The organism is Rhodococcus sp. KRD162 (genome assembly GCF_017168335.1).
In the GTDB taxonomy this organism is placed as follows: domain Bacteria; phylum Actinomycetota; class Actinomycetes; order Mycobacteriales; family Mycobacteriaceae; genus Rhodococcoides.
Window position 1 is genome coordinate 12,425 of sequence record NZ_JABFAU010000047.1, and the last position, 16,085, is coordinate 28,509.

The following is a 16,085-nucleotide window of genomic DNA, read 5'->3' on the forward strand; positions in this document are numbered from 1 at the left end:
CCCCAACTCCGGATTCCTCGCCGGAGTAAAGGAGTCCGTTCCGTCATTCCAGAGCTCTCAGCTCTAGGCCTCGAAGGCGACGAGCTGTCGCTGTGCGATCACCTGTGCGTGCGCGCCAACTCGGCCGAGGCGTACCTGTAGTCGGTGAAGCAGATCTCCGCGTCCGCCCACGTAATCGACACTTCGGAGGTCATTGGGCGTGCGATCACCACTCTGGAGTTCGACACACCCCTCGTAGCTGCCGGATTTTCGGTTCCGTGGGTCGAAGTCGCGGAACCCAAAGCTGGATCTCTCTATCCATCGGGGCTCGAGCACGCCTAGGCACAGGGATCTGCCATTCGATCTGAAAGCGTGGTCCAAGCCGATCAATCCCGACGCGCGTCTGCCCCCGATGCCGGGTCGGTCAGATTCCATGATGTCTCCCTGGGCGCATCCGTCAGAATTGCAGCGGCTGTCGCAGGTAACGCGCCGGCACCTGACACCGGGGGACCGGTGTTCCTCTCGACACAGTGCAGGATTCGAGAGAGGGACACCATGACGAACGCAGGATCGCGGAGGTTCGGGGCAACATTGCTCGGGCTCGCCGCCGCAGTAGCAATTCTGTCGGGGTGCGGTACATCGATCGGTCACCAGGAAGCGACCGTCGGAGAGGTGACGGTCCCCGCCGCCGGGGCGGTTGTCGTTGTAGCAGGGACGCATGCCAACGCCCCCATTCCGAGTCTGGGGGTGCTCGGCAGGGCAGTAGTGGACGAGACCGTCCGAGCCGGCGGTCCTGTCGACGTCGTTCACGTGGCCGCGACCCCAACCCTCGACCAAGACCTGAAACTCAAGCCGGTGGAAGGTACCGAAGCCGGCAAGAATGCAGTGGTGGAGAAGAACCTCCATCGCGTCGACGAGGCATTGCATCGCGCATCCGATGGCAACGGCAGTGACCTGCTCGAGTCCGTTGCCATGGCCGTGGGGCGACTGCGGTCTGTGGACGCAGAGTCCCCGGCCTTGATCGTCGCCGACCCAGGGCTTGCCGATTCGGGGCGCCTGCAGCTCACCACCGAGGGAATGCTCGAGGCCGACCCTGAAGACGTGGCTCATTACCTCAACGCGACCGGTTCTCTTCCGGATCTGACTGGCACTACAACCTATCTGGTGGGATTCGGCTATACCGCGAGTCCGCAGTCCCCACTGGATGCTCCGTTGCGAGCGAGGGTATCCGCGTTGTGGACCGCGGTTTTCGAAGCCGCGGGGGCAACAGTGCGGGTCGACTCGGCACCGAACACGAATGAAGCCCTCGAGACGACGTTCTCGGTACGGACGGTCGATCTGCCCGCTGCACCCGCGCAACCACCGGTGTGCACGTCGGACGAAATCGTGTTCGGTGGTCGGTCGGATGTGTCTTTCGTTGCAGAAAGTGACTCGTTCGTCGATGCCGAGCGTGCGAGGGCCGCGCTGCTACCTATTGCACAGTGGCTCGTCGCCGATTCCCGGCGGACCGCGTCGATTCAGGGAACCACAGCGGACGACGGTTCGGCTCGCGAGCGATTGCAGGCGCTCGGTCTGCGACGAGCGAGTGCTGTGGTTGCGGAGCTGAGAAACGCCGGTGCGTCCGAATTATCAACGACGGCAATGGGAGTGGGTTCGGAATTCCCCGAGTACGTTCGACCGGACCGCGACACGATGACCGGTGAGCTTCTTCCCGGCCCGGCGGCACTCAACCGATCGGTTCGCATCCTGCTCGACGATCCCTGCTGAACCGTCCCAACGAGTTTCGACCCGAACCCCGCAGGCGCGCATGCCTGCGGGGGTTCGGTGTCTTCCCTGTGCGCCGGAACTTGCCTGCGCATTCCTTGCACGCCACACGAGAGGCCAATCGATGTTCGGTAATAGAAATACCCGAGGTGCGGCAGACGACGACGGCTACACACGAGTCGACGTTGCACCGATGACAGCAGCAGATGCGGTGTTCCCGCGTGCGGTGCCCGCACTGCAGAGGATGCCCGAGCCTATACTGCGGTACGACAAACGAATTGCCTTCGGTGACTGGTGGGCAGGCCGGGTCGACCGCCCACTGGTCCGCGAATTGGCCGGTGTCGATTCGCGACCCGCAGATCCGCCGCTGCGAACCCATCGGCTGCAAACACTTCAACATTGCTTCTTGCACCAGGTCGAGCGTGAACGGTTGTCGACTGTGGCGATGATCGCGTCGATCGACGACCGATTGTCCTCGTTGTACCGCGAGCTCGAGATCCGTGCCACGGAGATCGTCAGGGCGCAGGACCGGGTGGCGCAACTCGGAGGTGAGACGCCGACTGCCTCGCCGCGGTCGACGGCGGAGAACTTCGAGAGTGAAGCAGAACGCATGGCCCGGCGACTGCGCGAGCACGATCGCACCCTCGCCGCAGCAGACGGGCAGTTGGCTTCGCACCGGAGCGCCGAGGGCGATGTCCACCGCGAAATCGCAGTACTGCACACCGATCGAACAGCGCACTGGTCTGCACTCCTGGTGCGCGTGCAGCACAGCTGCGAGTTCTACAACCGGCGTGCCAATACCTATCTACGGGCCGCGTTCGCCCGCTCGGTGGCAGCTACGCGGTCGGTCGAGACGAGTTCGATCTCGCCGCCTTCCTGGGCGAACGCGCAGTCCATCCCCGCGGCCCCCGCCGCGAGTGACCGCGCCGGGGGACCGGTGCAGTAGTTACCGGATCGGCCGGCACCCGCGACGAGAACAGGACCACCGATGAAAATCTTCCCGCATCTGCCCACGAACACGCGAGACAGAATCCGAACGTTGTTCAACCGTCACCCCGTCACTCCAATCGTCAACTGGGATGCGCGCGAACCTATCCCGCAACCAGTTCCCGATCTCGATGCCGCCGTCGCGACCGTCGAAGCGATGATCGACGATCATGCCGATGCCGGAAGCGTCGATAGTGCGCATGCCGATGTGTTGGACCGACTTATCGCATCGGTGACCGATCAGTGGCGAGATGCCGCGAAGCTGCACTTTCTCAACCAGGCCACCGCACTCGCGTCCTTACGAGCCCAAGGAGTGCAGCACCTGACGCGGGTCGGTACCGACCTCGCAGAGATCCGGCGTGAGCACGGCCGCCACCAGAGTTTCTACGAGGGGCGATGGAAGGCCTTGACGGACGAGTCCGAACGGCTGGAGCTGCAGGTGGCGGACCCGGCAACAACACGCGGTTCGCTACCCGAGTTGCAGCAGCATCCGCTCAACGAGTTGTCCATCAGTCGGGTGTATGCGCCGTTCACGCCTGTACTACTCCCAGGTGGAGCGGCCGACACCGACACCGACACCGACACCGACAAGGCGGTCTGAGCATGCCCGACGTGAAAGACGCCGACACTTCAGGAGTACGAGACATGACTGCACCGACACAAGACCAGAAGGCGCAGGGTAGCGGCACAAAGCCCACCGGAAAGGCCAAGCCGGCACCGAAGTCAGGGCCGTATATGCCTACATGGCCTCTCGTGCTGCTGATCGCGGGCGTGGTGTGCATGTCGGTGGACACTCTGCTCGCCAAAGCGACCTTCGACGTACTCGTCAACGAGAACGAGACTGTGTCGTGGCTCGTCGCGATCGCCATCTCCGGCATTTCCGCGCTGAGTGCGATGGGGATCGGCTCGGCATACGTCTCAGGGCACAGGAACGTTGCAATTCTGTTCGCCGTCATCTGGACCAGCATCGGGATCGCTCTCGCTGCTGTCCGGTTTTTCAGCGGATTGATCACCGGTGACGGCGAGAACGACCCGGCCGATATGGTGTTGGCCGGTCTAATGCTTGCGCTTTATCTCGCCGCCGGATTCGACGTGGCCTACCAGACGACGAAGATCTGGCGCCCCGAGTATTTCGAGCTGGTTGCCGCCGATCGGCGGCGGTGCCGAGCACAGCGTCGGCTGTCGGACACCGAGAGCGAGTACGCCCGAATCCAGCACGAGATTGTCGAGGTCGACAACCACGGAAAGCGGATGGAGCACGGACTCGACGTCGTGCTCGAGCGTATCGATCACATGGAGCGTCAGCTGTACTCAACCGCTCGAAACCGGCTTGCGTTGCGCCTCGCCGACCCCGGTCAGACATCGCTGTACCGGACCCCTGCCGCTAAGAGTTCGAAATGAGCGCCCTTGCAACACCATCCGATGGTGAGGCAAGATTCATGACCGAGGCACTCGACATCATCGTCGTCAGTACCACCGCATTGGGCGGCGAATCTGTTGCCGCTCTATTCCGTACCTTCGGCTACCGGGTGCGCGCGCAGATGCCCACTTGCGTGGCCCTGGCCGCCGACCTCGTGGTCTTCGTGTCGGCTGTTGCACTCGAACAGCATCGCAGCGTACATTCCACCCACGATCGAACAGTCTGCGTCGTCGGTGTGCCGAAGCATCAGGGACCGGGAGGCGTCGACCACTACCTGGACCCGAGGATCGACGTCGCCAGAGCACGAGCGTTGCTGACATCGATTCTCGGTGCCCCCGAGCATCATTCGGCCACCGAGTTGTCCGCGCGTGAAGCGACGATCGTCGCAGGCTACGTAAAGGGTAAGACCAGGGGCGAACTTGCGCGAGAGTACTACCTCGCGGATGCTACCGTCTCGACACATCTCAGCCGAGCACGGGAGAAGTACCGCGCGCACGGCCGTCAGGTTCGCAGCAAGGTCGACCTCGCCTACCGTGCCATCGAGGACGGGCTCATCGAATGCCCGTGTACTCACCGGCGACCTCGTCCGATTCGGAGTCCTGAGTAGAGCATGAACCGGACGAGAGCACCACCTCGGCCAGTTGCCATCCGTCAGTACCTATCGACCACATGAACCAACCACAGGAGCAGAGAACATGATCAGGATCTACCGAGCACTGCGCGAAGCGAAGAAATGCGCCAACTGCGGCGCGAACAACAACGTCAAGAACAGCACATGCATTGGGTGTGGCACAGCGTTGTGAGCTCGGGGCCGACCACTCGGTGAAACAAAAAAGGGCTCATGCTCTCAGCGAAATGCTGAGAGCATGAGCCCTTTTCGTCGTTGTAGAGGGGTCAGCGCGCTGCCTCGTCGGAACCGTGTTCGGCCAGGGCCTCTAGCGACCCATCCGCCGTGCCTGCCACGAGCTCGATCGCGCTGCGCAGAGATTCGCCAGTCGCGCCGGCGAAGGACACGGCACTGCGGACCAGCAAGTGAGGACCGGACAAGGCGATTCCAATTCCGACGTACCTGTACGCAGCCGTCAGCGCCGTATGGACGTCGGGGACGTCCAGGTTCTTACCGACGACCGCTTCGAGCTGAATCCATTTGTCGTTCGGGGCGTTGACCAGGACCGTCCTGGTTCTACCGGGGCCATTCTTCAGCGTGATCATCAAGTTGTCGTCGCGCCGGGCCACGTCGGCGTATCTCTCACTGACGTACGCTTCGACGGCAGGCCAGTCGCGTAGGGCGGTGTTCTCGTCGTTCTCGTTGCCTTCGACCGGGCTTTCGGTTTCGCTCGCACCGGAGCGGGCGCGAACGATGCGCAACGTCTCGGCCAGGACCGCGTCGCGGATTCGCATCACGGTGCGTGGGTAGTCGGGTCGGTTGCACTCGAGCCACGCGTTGATGCCCTGGTCGTTCCCTGCGTCGACCAGGGCTTCGAACTCCGCGAGCTGATCGCCGTCGAGGCCTTCGCTGAGTTGCTGGCCGACCTGAAGCTCGATCTCCCCGATCACGTGCTCGGCAAGTGAGTGCAATTCGTCGGATTCGAGATCGGGAAACTGTTCGCGCAGAGTCGTCGAGATGAGGATGAGGTGGTCCATGACATGTCCTTCGGTTTGCTGGGGCGCGGGTGTGTCCCGCTGCCCAGGAAACCGATCCCCCCAGCCCGAAAAGGCTTGCGTCAGGCGTCAGGCGTCCGCGAGCGAGCAGGCGCGAACGTGTGCGTGATCGATGCCCAGACGACGGGCGAGTGCACAAGGGCCCCTGTCATACGCCATCGCTCGAGCTGTTGTCGTTGCCATGCGGCCCATTCGACGACCGGATTGTCGGTTTCGTGAGCGGAGTCGACTGCGAGGGCAAGGTCGGTCGTCGGCGTGGCAGGCGATCCGGTGTCGGTCGGCGCTTCGACGAAAACTTCGTCGGAGGGCAACGTCCACCTTGTGGTCGTGACCAGCTCAGCACCGGAATCGATGATGGCCATCACCAAGCCGAACGTCTCGGCGGAACGGTAATCCACGCCGCCCTCGCACGCGATTAGCGCGACCCTGGCAGGCATCGGCCACAGCTGGTGGCCGAGCGCGCTTGCGTCGGCTCCGAATTGCCTCCACGCCAAAGGGTCTTGACTTTGCGACGTGCCGAGCAGTAGGTCCAGGGCGGAGAACGGACGGTGATCGTCGGGATGCGGAGAAGCCGGTGTTCCGTCGGCGGCGATCCGCGTCAAGGGCGCGGCCATGCCCCACACACTGGACATGGTCTCCGACAGGTGGATCGAGGCCGATCCCGGCTCGTGCCTGGCTGCTGACACGTGCCCGAAGTAGAAGAAGCGTGATCGCGGCACCATCGTGAGTGCCCGGTGCAGCAGATTCCTGGTCACGTCTCTGCCGATTGGCCAGAACGTCTCGTCTTCGGCGTACCGGGCTCGACCGGAGTCCGCGAGAAGTTCTATTCGTGCGGCAAACCGTCTTCTGGCTTCGAGACCGAGAGTCTGAGACAGCCCATGGTCTGCGGCGCGGAGAGGTAGACGCGGATCGATCGCGAACAGCGCGGGTAGCCCTCGCGCGCCGGACCATCGTGGAGCGGACACGCTGCGCTGGGCATGAACCGTCGCAGGTGGGTCGTATCGAACCGAGGCGATCTCGATCAGTCGAAGGTCGTCGCTGTCGACGATCAACAGCTCCCACGGAATCCTGGCCAGTTGCGGGCTCGGAGTGACTCGCACGACGAACTGTCGACCGGAGCGACCGTGCTGCCGCAACTCTTTCAGCAACGCCTCCGGCAGTACAGCACTGGTCAGCGTCGCTGCCATCCGTCTTTCGATCGTGCGATCGCCGAACCCGCCGGCTGTGAGTGCACGCCGTATCGCGTCGGGGGTCTTCTCGCCGGTGATCGGGTCCAGGGCGTGGTCGAGTAGGTCGAGTGCAGCGGCCAGATGCGCCGGGTTCAGCTGCTTCGCGTTGGGGGTGAACGGTGGCCGATGCCAGGTCCAAGACAGATAGGTGGCCCCGGCGTCGGCGCACCTGATCAACAATTGATCCGGTGCGCCGACGTCCTCGGTCACAATTCGTCCCAAGGTTCCGCACGCAGCATCTCCGCCAGCAGCGGATGGGTTCCATCCGGTGCCGCGGGCTTCGTGCGCAACGTCGCAACGTACTTGCTGATCGCCGTAAGACGCTCTTGCAGAGCATCTTCCAGTTCGGAATTGGCGTACTGACCTCTGGCGATGATGTCGTCGAGAATCGAGCGCGCCGATGAAGCGCTTTCGCGCGCCGAACCGAACAGCATGTTCGACGATTCCGTTGCCACGTCGACGCGGTCACCGTCGTGTACGTCCACCGAGCTTTGCACCGCCAACGCAGCCCGATGAAAGTTCCAGGACTCCAGCATCAGCCGGTCGACCTCGACCAGAGTTCGTCCCAGTTCGGTCGCACGTACGTCGGCAGGCTTACGGTCGGCGTAGAACACCCCGTATACCGCGTTGTTCCGGTCTGCGGCTGCGATCGACAACTCGCCCACCAACGTTCGATCTCGGACGGTCAGGCGTGTGACTACGAGAACTTCGCCGGTAGCACGGTCCGCGGCGTATCCTAGGAACCTGCTCGCCTCCGCGCAGAACGGATCGACGTCGCCTGCCAACAGCACACTCATCTCGACGGCGCTGTCATCGTCGCGCAGTTCAATGGTCAGCTCTGGCGTCCGGGATCCGCTCCATGCGAGGATGCGCGACGGGACCAGGTGCGGATCGACCGCCGCTCGCTCCGTGGTGAGTCCGGCTTCGGTGTCTGTCTCGCCGAGATGGCCTGCGAGTTGGCCATTTTCTTCGTACTCGAATTGGGCCAACCAGTCGAACAAATCGGAGTCGTCGAAGGTGGTGACTCGATCGAGTTCGCGGGAGAGTTCGGCCACCTCCGAACCCCACACCGTGTCCGATACCGCTCGTGCAGCGGAGGAAGTGAGCGCTGCCAGTTCGGTCGCGGCGCCGCCGCCGAGGTCACCGTCGATGCAGCGTTGTCCGAGCGCGGTGAAAGACGGCGACGCCAATGCCACCAATCGGCTTGCGCTCGACCGGTTGCCGATGCCCTCGGCAGCGGCTGCGCGATCGAGCAGGAGGGCTCCATTGTGCAGAGCAGCAGTCGACCATCGAGCGACCGATGCCGTCAACGCCTGCCTGGCCCACACGGACACGAATCGGTAGGGGCCGCTGTGCACCGTCGATCCCGAACGTGCCTGCGCGACAGTTCGTTCGAGATCGGGGTCACCCACAGCCGCGGCCAACAGGCCTGCGTCGGCATCGGCGGTGATCGCCCAGTTCAACGGTGTCGATGGATCGGCGACATCGACGGTCACTCGGATTCCGCGGGCAACGTCGACGAAGACCTCCGCTACCGCAGGCGCAGGAGCCCCGAACCACATAACAGTGCCCCGGCTGTCGACCTCGAGGTCACCGGACCGATCAGCGGTGCTCATTTGCTCTCCGTTCGAGTAAGTGCGTCGTGGCTGTGAGCCAATTGTCGGGTTAGGACATTCGTTCTTTGCGACCATGTTTGGTTCAACGGTTTTCCGAACTGAACATCGCCTGACTCGATGTCGTCGGCAGTCAGAACGCCCGCGATGCCGATCCGTAGAAGCTGGATGACCATCTTGGCACTGGCCGAGGGGGAACTCTTCATGGCGTCGGTCGGCGTGTCGATCTCGTGCATGGCGACGATGAGCTTGGTGATCGAAGCCGCATCGAGAGTCAGAGGAGTCGTATTGGTCGCTCCTGCACGTAGAAACCTGATCGCTGTCCGTCTTTCCCAGCACACGCCGTCCACGACGTCCGGATCCCGGTGTGCGTACATCTCCCCGACCGATGAATCCTCGAGGTAGGACGCTGCGTCGGCGAACACGGTGCGTAGTTCGACTCGATCGTTTTCGACCTGGTAGCTGTGAGTCTCACTACGCGATGCCGTTGCCGACGAAAAGGTTTCGGCATCGGAGCTGTCGGCTACCCAGTGCGTACGGTCGATGATCCTCAGTTCCCGCCGACGCAAGTCGAAGATCGTCCACTTGAGTTTGAGTAAAAACGTTTTTTCGGGCTGCAGGGGATCGCCCTCGATCAGGTTCTTGAGCAGATACTTGCGCGCACGCACCCAAGCGTCGCCCACCACGTCGTCCTCGGTGGCCACCGAACTGGTGAAACCGGAGAGCATCTTTCCTTTTCGGCGGACAAGCGCGGGGTTGTCCGTGATCACCCGGTTCAGCTCGGCCTCGACGATGTCGATTTCTTCCTGCGTCGGCTTACGCAGAAGCGCATCCGGTTCGCCGTAAGTCTCCGACAGATGATCGATCTTGGAATACAGAACTTCGAGGATGTCGGGGTCCGCCGCTCCGTCGGATGACTCCTCCAGTTTGTCCACCCACTTCATCAGCCCGCGGGCGAATCCGCGCATCGCTGCCGCGTCCACCTGAGCGCCTGCGCGCGTCGGCTCCGCGAGGAACTGATCCGCGGACGCCTTCGTCAAGGTGATTTGTCCGCAGTCTTCCGACAGAATCAAGGCACGCCGCGCGGCACCGCACGTGTCGGAAAGGTACAGCTGACGCAACGGCTCGTTCAGCGCGGCCGGAAGACCAACTGGGCGTCGCTCTTTTGCCGACTGCTGATACGACGAGCTGATTCGGATCAACGGATCGACATAGTCTGCGAATGCTTCTGTGGCGTTGTTCCACACCTCGACGTCGTACCGGAGAGCTGTCGTGTCGCTCCAAAGGGCGGCAGCGCATGCTTTGGTGTACAGCTGCTCTATCCACGCCCTATGACCGAGATCGCTGATCCACCCCTTCGTCTCGTCACGCAGCAGCGAGATGTTGGGCTTCGGCCGAGCCATGGCGTCCGTCCACAGCTTGATGAATCTGTCGCGCGAGATCTCTCGGAACCCCCGGTTGGGGCGCACCCACCATTCCGGGGTTGCCCAACTCAGGCTGTCTTCGCGTGGTGGCATCGAATCTCCTTGACAATCAGTGCGTCGGCGATTGGATTATGACGGTTCATGTGGCACAGGGGGATGCCCGAGCACCCGGTGTCGTTCGACCGAACGACACCGGGAACAACGGTGCGAGAACGTCACACCGCGACGGCCTCGGCATCGCTGCGCGAGGCCGAATGGGATGCCGACCGGGCCGCCGACTTGGCAAGTCGATCGGCAGCCTCGTTCAACTCATGGCCGACATGCCCCTTGATCCACGTGACGGTTACCGGTCGTCGGCCCATGGCGTACCGGATCCGGTTGATCACGGCTGCGGTGGCCTTGTCGTGTGATGTCGGATCGGCCAGCAGAGCGCACAGAGCAGGCCTGCTGTCGCTCAGTATCTGTACCGGGCGTCCCTTGTATGAGCGGAGAGCGAGATGAATTGCCTCCAGTTCGGCGAGCTTGACATTGTGTGTTCGGAGGCTGGACACGGCTGATGTTTCATCGGCTGCGACGCAAGCGATTCCGGCGACCCTCTTGTCGATCAGAACCGAAGCGTCCGACGCGATCACCGTGACAGCGACCCCGTCGCGAACGATTCCGTTGCTGAATTCGTAGCTGCGTTCGACCGGGCACTTGTCACCGAGTCCGGCGTCGAGGTGCGCCGAGACGTGGTGGGACAAGCGTGTCGCGCGGCTGTCGGACTTGTCGACCAGCCGAATCGATGGGAACGATTCGGTGCACTGCGCCAGTTCACGAAACAGCGCCGCCGACTTCACGATCACAACGGTGGGCACGGCGTAGTCTTCCGCGAGTGCATACAGGTCGGCGAACGCATCGAGGAGCAGGACGTGATGTGCGGTAGAGGAATCGACCGTCGCCACGCGGCTGATGACGACCGCATCGGAGTTCGGTTTCTGCCACGCCGCAACGACGCAGACCGTGTCTTCGAGGCCGATTTTGAATCGCACCACACCGATCGGTGCGGACGAGGTTGAAGGATTGGAACACGCGGACGTGACCCGAGTGATGCCAATGGTGTCCGCGGCGGCGTCGGGATTGGCTCCTCGGCCGCGGACGGAAGACCAGAGGGCCGCGAAGAATCGAAGTACAGTCGAGACGAGGTGTCGAGAGAGGATCATCGGTGCTCCCAGCGCTTACGCGTCCGGTTCGTTCGGACGCTGACACTGGGAGTACCGCTCCCCCGCGAACCTCCGTCGAGGTCGCAACCAGTAGGGGATCTAGTCAGGTGGCCTGCGATTCGGCTTGCTCGGACGTCGCCGTGGTCGCCTTGGCTTTCGCGCGCTTGTCCAGCCACTCGTCGAGGAACGAGGGAGCGGATGACGGACATCGCGGCACCGGCCGTTGTTCCTGCTCGTCCTTCGTCGTCGCAGTCACTGCCGATGCGCCGTCGCGAGCGGGGATCGTGTCCAACAGGTACGGCGCAGCCAGTTCCATGTCGGTTGTGTAGTGCAGGTGATCGACGAATCGGGTCAACGCGCTGCCACTGCGCGAGTGCGCGTGGTCGTTGTGGTCGACGGTCAAGGTGTGTGGCCGGGCAGGAGCGCCGGACGCGGCACGGAGCGTAATGGCCGTCAATTCCGGCAGCGTGGTCATCACTGCGGGGGTGATGGTGTCTCCGAACCTCGCACACATGGCGCGGGCGTCGCCGACGGCCGCACGAAACGCCACCGTCGTTCCGACGTTGCCGTCGACAGCGGGTCGGAGGTCGGAGTCGAGTTGATCCAAATACTGGTGAGCCATCACCACGGACAGGCCGAATTTACGGCCCTCGGACAACATCGACGTCAGTGAACCCGAAATGACGGAGTGTGCTTCGTCGACCATGACGGTGAAAGGACTCTTCGACGTTCGGCGCAGCGCGGCTTCCCAGGTGCGCTGCAAGTGCAAGTAGCCGAGTAGTCGCGAAGCCGGCTCTCCGAGTAACGCTTTGGAGAGGTCGATGAGTACGATCCGGTTCTCGTCGATCGCCCGGCCCATGTCGAACGAGTCCACGCCCGATCCGAGCACACCTCGGATCGATGCCGTCGAACTGAACGCCTCGAACTTGGAATTCACCCATGAGACAACTTCACCGTGTTCGCTCGACCGCCCGCTCGCCCGGTCGTTCTTCCACCACGCTGTGAGGCGGGCGTCCCCAGCAATGGCACAGGCTTTGCGCATGAACGCCTCGTCGGCGAGCGCCGCCGGAACATCCAGGATGCTGGCTCGGGCACCGTGCACAGCGGCGAGGGCCCGCATTCCCATCGCGACGCGCTCGCGAAAACGCGGCCCGACGATTCCGTCGCCTTTGCGATCGAAAAGATACTGGAACATCTGCCCGACCTGATCGATCGCGATGTCTCTAGCGACGGCATCGTCGGTTGCCAGCGGGTTGAGCGGGATCGGCATCTCCAGGTTCCCGCTGCGAATCACCCACGTGCGAGCTGCAGCGGCTGCCGGAAGCTCCGATAGAATTCGGTCAACGAGGGTGCCGTGTGGGTCGATGACCAGCATGCCCTCCCCCGCCTCAGCGATTCCGCGAGCCATACCGGCCAGAAGCGAGGACTTCCCGGTGCCGGTCTGACCGAGTACGTGCAGGTGGCGTAGGCGCTCGGTTGCGCTGAGGGAGACGTCGATCCGTGCACCCGGTGTGTGCGCTGCACCGATTCGCAGCCGGTCGATCGGGTCGTTCACCCGCCCGGCCGGTTGGACATAAATGGGCGCAGCTGCGCCGGAAACCGTTCCTGGCAGCGGAACAGTGCCGGCGATCGGTACGGCGAAGATGGCAGGAATGTCGACGGTTCTGGTCCGAAGTAGTACCGGAGTCTGTGTGGGCTCGTCGGCGACCGTCAGACCGTGCCAGTGCTGGCGGACTGTTGCTCGCAGCCTGAACGACGGTGTCGAGAGCTCGGGAAGCACCACCTCGACATGCGTGATCCAGGTTGAATCGTCGAGCGCGCTGGCGTCTCGGCCGATCGTCATCCGAATGCCGCAGCCCGGTGTCGACGCCACGAGGTCCGCGAGCGGCCAGCTCTCGATGGCGTTCTTCATCGTAGGCTCGGTCGATTGCCACGATTTAGTCACGTGACCGTCGCCGTAACCGATCACCGCCTGCCGTCGAGTGGTCAACGGCCACAGGCGTACTGGACCGTCGGCTCGCTCCGTTGGAAGCAGAATGTGTTCGACCTCGGCCACCGGTGCCAGTACTGCGGCGAACTCGTCGAGCATCTCGCCCTGGATCGCGGGTTCCACTCCGTCGACCACAACCGTGGTTTCGACGAGCCCGTGCTCGGCGGCCGACGCGTCGAGGCGGATGCGGCATCCCGCTACCTCGGCGGCGATGCGGGCCATGAGGGTGGGGATATCACGTCTGAGTCGACTTGCCTTCTCGTCTTCGAGCGGACGAAGAGCGACGAGACGAACTGCTTCGGTCGGGTACCTCGGTGCGCTGGTCATACCCACCGCACCGATCCCCCCGGCAGCTTGTGCCGGCTAGCCGCTATTGGAGGACTTTGGCCATCACGCTGTCGGCCTTGAGCAGAAGATAACGAACGCCGTCGACGTGTAGATCCACGGCAGAATCGGCCTTGAAGACGACGGTGTCCGCGACGGCGAAACCCTTCACATCCGGTCCGAGAGCTTCGATCTTCCCGAACGAAGGCTGGGTGAGGGTGTCGGGCAGTACCAAGCCTGATCCTGTCGATGTGACCGATGCCTCGGTTGCCACCAAATAGGTTGTCATTGGTTCCAGCCGCACCGTCTTCGTTCCGGTGGCGTCGGTCATCAGCGCTGTCCTCTCGGGCTGCGTTCTCGCAGTTGACCCTTCGGATCACCGCCGAACGGCCGTAGTATGCCACGGAACTCGCCGCCTATCGGGTGTGACGACGAGCGATCCAGCACAGGAGGTGGTTCGTGGCAGTCGAACGAGGGATGGGACCGCTGGAATTCGTCAAGGACCTGCCCCGCCATCCGGTGGGCGATTTCGTGGAGTTTGCTTGCGCGGATGCCGACCGGCATTATCGGCATCGCACTACCTCTCTTCGTGTTGTCCCGAGAGATGTCTCCGAGTTTTGGTGTCGCGGTCTTCGCTGCTTACAAGATCGTTCAAGCTGCGACGAGCCCGCTATGGGGACGGATCTCCGACGGTGTCCCGATGGGAATGCTTCTGAGTGTCGTGTGTTTTTCGTATGGTGCGGTGTCCATCGGACTTGCCGTCCTGCCGCTCGGCGCAGAGGGCCTCCTCGTCGGTGCAGCGATCCTCGGTTCGGTGACGCTTCCGTTCACAGCCGTCATGCGCGTGTTCTGGAATCGGGTTTCTCTGCGCCGAAGAGCATCGGCAGGCCGCCAACGCGTTAGAGTCGTCGATGTCGGAGGGTGTGCTCCTCGTAGGTCGGGTCGTGGTCGCTGTAACGGCCCTGTGGGTGCCGCTGTGGGTGATAGTTCTGGCTCGAGGGGTCGTTGCAACCGGTGCAGGCGTCGCGCTCTCCTTCACGAAGCTGGTGCGCCCGGCCGTCCCCGTCGGTGGTGCTTGCGGGCGTCGCGGGGTGGACGTGTTCTTCGGAGCACTCTGGCTGTACGTGTCGCTGCTGCTGATCTCGGGATCGCTCGGCGCGTTCTCCTTCGCTCTCGTCGTTCTGTTCGCCGACTCCGACGGTGGCCCGACGGCTACCGCGCTGTGTGTAGGGCTGTGGGGCCTGGGCAGTTTCGTGGGACTGGCCTTCCTCCGCCTCGATGTGGTCGCCCGATCGGGATCACATCGAGGGCTGTACGCATTGCTCGTGGCGATTGCCCGTGTTTCAGGCGGCTGTAATGATCGACGACGGAGTCGTCGTCTTCGTGGTCTCGTTGCTGGCAGGGCTTCCGATCTCCGCTGTCATCACTGGTGCGTACGACTTGCTCACCGAGGTCGTGCCCGAAGGTTCACAGGGCGAGTACTTCGCGTGGGCGACCACGATGATCTTCGTAGGCGACGCAGTCGGTGCCGCGGTATGCGGCGTCGTGGCGGACAGGATCGGGTTCGCAGCGGGACCCGTGTTGGCGTCGGCCTGTGCTGTTGCAGCCGTAGTTGCGATCGGGTGGCATCGAAGTCGAGCGGAAGAGACCGTCTGACGATGGACAGGGATGCCGCTATCAATCGAAACAGGGAGTGCCCGCCGTGGTTTCGGCACCGGAATGGACCCAGACGTCGGGGGAGCGGTGCGGACTGTACGAGGTCGGTGCAGCCCGCGCCGACCGACGCCTCAGGAGAAGTCATGACGACCACGACCACCGTCGGTGCCGCTTCCGCCCGACTCAGCTACGCCAGGCCTGTCAGTTCTCGTCGACCGAAGCCGGGGCGTCATCGTTCGCACCGGGCTCGCACACTGCACTTGTTGGATCTGGAAAATCTGGTGGACGGCTATGTCGCGTACGAGTCCGTCGTGTCCGTTTGGAACGAGTACCGCCAGGTCACTGGAATGTTGGCAGACGAGCAAGCGATCGTTTCGGTCGCCAAGCGCAACGCGAAAGCCGCGTTCTTCGCCCTCCCCTCCGGGGTGAGGCGTGTGCTCGGTTCGGATGGTCCCAATGGTGCCGACGCAGCGTTGATCGATTCGATCGATGCGAAGTGGGTCGCTGCGAACTTCGGACAAGTGATGCTCGCGTCCGGTGATCACATCTTCACACCTACCGTGCAACAGTTCCTGAATTTCGGCGTGCCGGTTGTGCAGGTAATCGGGGGTGGGTTCAGTGCTTACGAGCTCTATGCGGCGTGTACGTCGCAGCTGTACCTGGCGGAAGCACGGCGTAGTGCCTTAGGGCGCAGGAAGTCGGCCGCAGGCTGACCGATGAGGGTAGTTCGTTCGACTGACAGTCGAACGAACTACCCTCATCGGTGTCGGCCAATTCATCGAGGTGCGTTCTCGCAGTTGATCCTTCGCCGCGACCAGGTCCGCAGTACTATCGC

The 16,085-nt window shown here is 63.1% G+C and carries 15 protein-coding genes; 8 read left to right on the forward strand and 7 right to left on the reverse strand.

The features are described 5' to 3' along the window. Positions 1-144: 144 nt before the first annotated feature. The 6 genes from J1M87_RS29525 (at position 145) to J1M87_RS25275 (ending at position 4,757) form a co-directional block, all read left to right on the forward strand. Positions 145-321, forward strand: coding sequence for a VOC family protein (locus J1M87_RS29525; protein WP_206492463.1), 177 nt, complete (start codon positions 145-147; stop codon positions 319-321). A 213-nt stretch (positions 322-534) separates the two neighbouring features. Continuing rightward, the gene (locus tag J1M87_RS25255) at positions 535-1,746 is read left to right on the forward strand and encodes a hypothetical protein (protein ID WP_206492464.1); all 1,212 of its coding nucleotides are present in this window, start codon (positions 535-537) and stop codon (positions 1,744-1,746) included. A 190-nt stretch (positions 1,747-1,936) separates the two neighbouring features. Continuing rightward, on the forward strand, positions 1,937-2,689 hold the full coding sequence (locus J1M87_RS25260) for a hypothetical protein (RefSeq protein ID WP_206492465.1): 753 nt from the start codon (positions 1,937-1,939) through the stop codon (positions 2,687-2,689). 42 nt (positions 2,690-2,731) lie between these two features. Continuing rightward, complete coding sequence (locus J1M87_RS25265; protein ID WP_206492466.1) at positions 2,732-3,331, forward strand: hypothetical protein; 600 nt, start codon at positions 2,732-2,734, stop codon at positions 3,329-3,331. Between the two features lie 44 nt (positions 3,332-3,375). Continuing rightward, entirely contained in the window at positions 3,376-4,131 is a 756-nt protein-coding gene (locus J1M87_RS25270) for a hypothetical protein (protein WP_206492467.1), read from the forward strand. 38 nt (positions 4,132-4,169) lie between these two features. Then, positions 4,170-4,757, forward strand: a complete 588-nt coding sequence (locus J1M87_RS25275; RefSeq protein WP_206492468.1) for a LuxR C-terminal-related transcriptional regulator — start codon at positions 4,170-4,172, stop codon at positions 4,755-4,757. A 287-nt stretch (positions 4,758-5,044) separates the two neighbouring features. On the opposite strand, the gene J1M87_RS25280 is transcribed toward J1M87_RS25275, so the two are convergent. The 7 genes from J1M87_RS25280 to J1M87_RS25310 form a co-directional block, all read right to left on the reverse strand. Next, on the reverse strand, positions 5,045-5,794 hold the full coding sequence (locus J1M87_RS25280; protein WP_206492469.1) for a DUF5663 domain-containing protein: 750 nt from the start codon (positions 5,792-5,794) through the stop codon (positions 5,045-5,047). 80 nt (positions 5,795-5,874) lie between these two features. Continuing rightward, a complete protein-coding gene (locus tag J1M87_RS25285) occupies positions 5,875-7,251 on the reverse strand; it encodes a CHAT domain-containing protein (protein ID WP_206492470.1) in 1,377 nt (458 codons plus the stop codon). After that, entirely contained in the window at positions 7,248-8,657 is a 1,410-nt protein-coding gene (locus J1M87_RS25290; RefSeq protein WP_206492471.1) for a hypothetical protein, read from the reverse strand. Before J1M87_RS25290 ends, J1M87_RS25285 begins: the two co-directional genes overlap by 4 nt. Then, entirely contained in the window at positions 8,654-10,171 is a 1,518-nt protein-coding gene (locus J1M87_RS25295) for a hypothetical protein (RefSeq protein ID WP_206492472.1), read from the reverse strand. The genes J1M87_RS25290 and J1M87_RS25295 overlap by 4 nt, the downstream gene beginning before the upstream one ends. 122 nt (positions 10,172-10,293) lie before the next feature. Next, a complete protein-coding gene (locus J1M87_RS25300; protein ID WP_206492473.1) occupies positions 10,294-11,280 on the reverse strand; it encodes an RNase H family protein in 987 nt (328 codons plus the stop codon). Between the two features lie 103 nt (positions 11,281-11,383). Then, the gene (locus J1M87_RS25305; protein WP_206492474.1) at positions 11,384-13,597 is read right to left on the reverse strand and encodes a type IV secretory system conjugative DNA transfer family protein; all 2,214 of its coding nucleotides are present in this window, start codon (positions 13,595-13,597) and stop codon (positions 11,384-11,386) included. Positions 13,598-13,640: 43 nt separating this feature from the next. After that, complete coding sequence (locus J1M87_RS25310) at positions 13,641-13,925, reverse strand: co-chaperone GroES family protein (protein ID WP_206492475.1); 285 nt, start codon at positions 13,923-13,925, stop codon at positions 13,641-13,643. A 1,025-nt stretch (positions 13,926-14,950) separates the two neighbouring features. Here J1M87_RS25310 and J1M87_RS25315 point away from each other — a divergent pair. Beyond that, positions 14,951-15,250, forward strand: coding sequence for a hypothetical protein (locus J1M87_RS25315; RefSeq protein ID WP_206492476.1), 300 nt, complete (start codon positions 14,951-14,953; stop codon positions 15,248-15,250). 143 nt (positions 15,251-15,393) lie between these two features. Further along, the gene (locus tag J1M87_RS25320; protein WP_206492477.1) at positions 15,394-15,963 is read left to right on the forward strand and encodes an NYN domain-containing protein; all 570 of its coding nucleotides are present in this window, start codon (positions 15,394-15,396) and stop codon (positions 15,961-15,963) included. Positions 15,964-16,085: the final 122 nt, after the last annotated feature.

What these genes read in the sequence shown, in the direction of transcription:
- J1M87_RS25265 (WP_206492466.1), top strand. Translation starts at nt 2,732, where the DNA reads ATGAAAATCTTCCCGCATCTGCCCACGAACACGCGAGACAGAATCCGA.
- J1M87_RS25270 (WP_206492467.1), top strand. Translation starts at nt 3,376, where the DNA reads ATGACTGCACCGACACAAGACCAGAAGGCGCAGGGTAGCGGCACAAAG.
- J1M87_RS25280 (WP_206492469.1), bottom strand. Translation starts at nt 5,794, where the DNA reads ATGGACCACCTCATCCTCATCTCGACGACTCTGCGCGAACAGTTTCCC.
- J1M87_RS25315 (WP_206492476.1), top strand. Translation starts at nt 14,951, where the DNA reads ATGATCGACGACGGAGTCGTCGTCTTCGTGGTCTCGTTGCTGGCAGGG.
- J1M87_RS25305 (WP_206492474.1), bottom strand. Translation starts at nt 13,597, where the DNA reads ATGACCAGCGCACCGAGGTACCCGACCGAAGCAGTTCGTCTCGTCGCT.
- J1M87_RS25300 (WP_206492473.1), bottom strand. Translation starts at nt 11,280, where the DNA reads ATGATCCTCTCTCGACACCTCGTCTCGACTGTACTTCGATTCTTCGCG.
- J1M87_RS25320 (WP_206492477.1), top strand. Translation starts at nt 15,394, where the DNA reads ATGACGACCACGACCACCGTCGGTGCCGCTTCCGCCCGACTCAGCTAC.
- J1M87_RS25255 (WP_206492464.1), top strand. Translation starts at nt 535, where the DNA reads ATGACGAACGCAGGATCGCGGAGGTTCGGGGCAACATTGCTCGGGCTC.
- J1M87_RS25295 (WP_206492472.1), bottom strand. Translation starts at nt 10,171, where the DNA reads ATGCCACCACGCGAAGACAGCCTGAGTTGGGCAACCCCGGAATGGTGG.
- J1M87_RS25260 (WP_206492465.1), top strand. Translation starts at nt 1,937, where the DNA reads ATGACAGCAGCAGATGCGGTGTTCCCGCGTGCGGTGCCCGCACTGCAG.
- J1M87_RS25290 (WP_206492471.1), bottom strand. Translation starts at nt 8,657, where the DNA reads ATGAGCACCGCTGATCGGTCCGGTGACCTCGAGGTCGACAGCCGGGGC.
- J1M87_RS25275 (WP_206492468.1), top strand. Translation starts at nt 4,170, where the DNA reads ATGACCGAGGCACTCGACATCATCGTCGTCAGTACCACCGCATTGGGC.
- J1M87_RS25310 (WP_206492475.1), bottom strand. Translation starts at nt 13,925, where the DNA reads ATGACCGACGCCACCGGAACGAAGACGGTGCGGCTGGAACCAATGACA.